Source organism: Streptomyces sp. NPDC127084, from assembly GCF_042724175.1.
In the GTDB taxonomy this organism is placed as follows: Bacteria; Actinomycetota; Actinomycetes; order Streptomycetales; family Streptomycetaceae; genus Streptomyces.
Genome location: NZ_JBHXFA010000124.1, coordinates 1 through 3,526, shown reverse-complemented (window position 1 = coordinate 3,526; position 3,526 = coordinate 1). Strand labels below are relative to the sequence as shown.

At 66.8% G+C, this 3,526-nt stretch carries 3 protein-coding genes; all 3 read right to left on the bottom strand.

Annotated features, from left to right (window positions below; all coding sequences use genetic code 11):
- Positions 1-139 precede the first annotated feature (139 nt).
- The gene (locus tag ACFWI9_RS25050) at positions 140-1,591 is read right to left on the bottom strand and encodes a hypothetical protein (RefSeq protein ID WP_387165301.1); all 1,452 of its coding nucleotides are present in this window, start codon (positions 1,589-1,591) and stop codon (positions 140-142) included.
- A gap of 38 nt (positions 1,592-1,629) precedes the next feature.
- Positions 1,630-1,980, bottom strand: coding sequence for a hypothetical protein (locus ACFWI9_RS25045; protein WP_387165300.1), 351 nt, complete (start codon positions 1,978-1,980; stop codon positions 1,630-1,632).
- 73 nt (positions 1,981-2,053) lie between these two features.
- Positions 2,054-3,235 (bottom strand): type VII secretion-associated serine protease mycosin, encoded by a 1,182-nt coding sequence (gene mycP / locus ACFWI9_RS25040; RefSeq protein WP_387165299.1) that lies wholly within the window; start codon positions 3,233-3,235, stop codon positions 2,054-2,056.
- Positions 3,236-3,526 lie beyond the last annotated feature (291 nt).

The window sequence follows — 3,526 nt, the reverse complement described above, 5'->3', positions numbered from 1 at the left end:
AGAGTCTACCCCCCCACCCCCCGGGGTCCACCCCCCCCCGACTTTTTGTTTGTTGTGCACCAATAAACCCCCGGGGTGTGGGTCGCGGGGCCCCTGGGGGGGGCCCGCCTGGGCTGCGCCGGCGCCCTCGCCCATATGCCTACTCGATGGTCCGCGGTACGTTCCGGTTGCGGTCTTCTTCCGAGATCCAGGTCTCTTCGTCCTCAACCAGGTAGTCGGGACGCTCGCCTCGGCTGTTCTCGTCGCCAGGGCGTCGGCCGTTGCGGCCACCCATGGCACCTCCCATGCCACCAGCCATGGCTCCGCGTTGGGTGCCACCACGGCTGCCGTGCAAGCCTGCACCACCACCGGCGCCCTTGCCTGTGACCCCCTTGGCGGCGCCGACAACACCCCCTCGGGCCTTCGCCAGGGCTCCACGGCCGCCAGCGGCGGCACCGCCGCGCCCGGCCCCACCAGCGCCAGCGCCTCCGCCCATACCTCCGATGCCGGCTCGACCTCCGGCGCCACGACCGGCCGTGCCGCCGCCCGTCAAGCCTCCGCGGCCGCCGGTTCCAATGCCGCCCCGTCCGGCTGTGCCGCCACGGCCAAGTCCGGGTCCTCCGCCAGTCGCAAAGACGCCCGGACCTTGAGTGCCGCCGGTGCCAGGGCCGCTGCCACCGCCGCCACCAATGTTGGGGTTGGTGACGGGACCGCGCCCCGTCAGACCGGGGTTGATGCTGTCCACGTTCGTCTTGGCCGTCGGCGGTAGCGTCGTGCCTCCCGTGATGCCCGGGGTGCCGGACACCCTGGGAGCCGGCTTGACGCCAGTGGTCGGACCTGCGCTCCACGGCTTGGGAGCCGCACCGGATGCCCCTGGCCGTGAAGCCCCTCCCGTACCACCCGTGACAGGCGGCGGGTACTCCACGTCACGGTTGGGCTCCTTGATGTGGCCCTTCTCTTCAATCACACGGTTTCTCTTCAGGTTTCCCGTGACCCGGATGTATTGGGCGGCGAGGTTCTCCATGACCGCGACGCCTTGGAGATGAGCCTCCCTGCTCGCCCCGATCTTGCCCTCGTTGATTTTCGCCACTTCGTCGGCGGTCAACTTGCGGTCCTTGAGATCGCCGGCGACTGCCTCGCCCTCGTCCCAGTCCCAGTCACTGAGCGCGTCACCGAGCTTGGCCCAGTTGCTCGGCTCGTGAATGTCGTTCAGCTCATCGCTGAATTTTCGTAGCTGGAAAGCGGCGTCGGCCATCTGGGAGCTGTTGATGTCCGCATGCCAGGCGGCATATCTGATGCTCTGTGATATCTCTTGAGCCTTCTTCTCAAAGCTCCGGGCCGCGTCCCCTTCCCAATGCTCCAGGACATTCTTGACAGCCTTGTCCAGCGTACCGGCGACGCCGCCTCCTTCGCCGCCAGAAAGGATCTCTTCGACCGAGGCCCAGTGGCGCCCGACCACCTCGATCGTGTCGGGATCGATGAGATTGAGCATCGCCTTGAGCTCTTTGAGCGGATAGTCGATGAACTGGGTTTTTACCTGAGGTCGATCTGGGTCTGCGACGCAGGGGGCGTACTCGATGTCGGGCTCGGGCAGATCCTTGTCACCGGCCATTTTGAACTCCTCCTTCTACCGGGTGATTCTCGATCGGACTACTTGGCGAACGAGCCGTTCGAACTCCCGGTCCCGCCTCCCATTTGGGCCTTGGTCGCGTATTCCTGCTCGGTGTACTTGTCCTTCACCTTGGAGGTGCTCGTACCGAACTGGTCGATCAGGCCGTGAAGTCCCTTGATCGCGCTCTCAAGCCGCGTCTTCGCGTCTATGTGAGCCTTTTGCAGATCTCCTGCTTCCATGAACAAGCAGGTGTTCCCGAAAGCGTCCATCGGGATCTCGGTGTTGTACTTCGAGGTCTGCCCGGCCTTGTCCATGTCGTCGAGCAGTGTCCAGAGCTTCCGGATGACCTCATCCAGCGCGCTCAGATCGACCCGCATTCCGTTACTCATACCCCGTTGTCCTCTCGCCTGTCTTTCACGTCACCGGTATCCGTCCGGTGCCCGGGTCGTCACCCGGGCCCGGCTACCCGGACCGTCCGGCTCGGCTTGTCCTCTTGTTGCGCCAGTCCCTCACGGCGACCCCGCTGCCCGCGACCAGGAGAGCGAGCGCGATCCCCAGCCCCAACACGTAGACGGCCACCCGGCGTTCCCGCTCCGCCTCGCTCTCGCCCATCGTGACCGCGATGGGTACGACTCCGCCAGAGCCTGCCTGCACGGGCGGGTCCGGGGTCGGAGTGGAGGCCGGTACGGAGTCGTCCGTCAGGGCGGCTACCGGGTCGACCACGCCCCAGCCGATGTAGCGGTTCGGTTCACGTCCGGGGCGCTGGGCTGTCTGCTGGATACGGGTCGCGATCTGCGACGCCGTCCACTTCGAGTGTTCTTCCTTCAGCAGCGCCGCGACGCCGGCGACGTACGGAGCCGCGAAGCTCGTGCCGTCGGCTGTGCACTGGCCGCCCTGGGGAACCGTGGACACCATGCCCACGCCTGGCGCCGCGATATCGACGAAATCGCCCGCCTGAGAGAAGAAGGCTCGTTCGTCGTTGCGGTCGGAGGCCGCCACCGCCAGCACACCGGGATAGGAGGCGGGATACGTGTTCGCTGACTTGCCGTCTACTCCGTCGTTGCCGGCCGCGGCCACGATGAGGGCGCCGGCCTTCACCGCGTCCGCCACTGCTCCGCGTAGTAGCGGGTCGTCCTGGTTGTTCGCGGTGTCCGAGGAGATGTTGATGATCCGGATGCCTTTGGCGACGGCGTCCCGGATCGCCTTGGACATCGTCCCCGCGTTGCCCTCCTTCTCCGCCCCGCCCGTGTAGCGGTAGGAGACGATCTTCGCGTCGGGCGCGATGCCCACGAAGCCGGTGCCCTTGACGGGACGCGCGGCGATGATGCCCGCGACCCGGGTGCCGTGGCCCGCGATGTCCTGGGTACCAAGGCCGCCCACATAGCTCTCGCCGCCTGCCACCGCGCCGCTCAGTTGCGGGTTGCCCTTGTCGACGCCGGTGTCGATCACGGCGACGGTGACGCCTTTGCCCGTGGCTCGTTCCCACAGCTGGTCCAGGAGGACGCGCTGCAGGGACCAGGGCGTGGACTTGATGACATCACCGCCGAACACGCACTCGGAGCTGTTCGACAGGCCGAAGTCCGGGCCGCCGGAACCAGATCCGTTCGGATCAGGGGAGTTCGAGACCGCAAGGTGGGTAGGCACGGTGGTACTGGACGGTGCCGGGGGTGGTGTCGGGGCGAGGCAGGCCCCGGTCACGGCGAGCACGCCGACGACCCGCCGCAGTACCCGGGTCCCACCGCTGCGGCTGCGCGAGCCAGCCGTACGGCCCTGCACGTTCAAGCCCCTCATGTTCCGGCCCCCAGAGCTTCCCTGTTTCCTTCGAAGCTCAGTCATGTTTGTGTCACTGGCATGGCGACGAATGTGAATGTTTTCGGGATCTTCCGCGTTCCGCGTATGGAAGGTCCTGAAGCGGAGGTCGGCCCAGCGGACGCC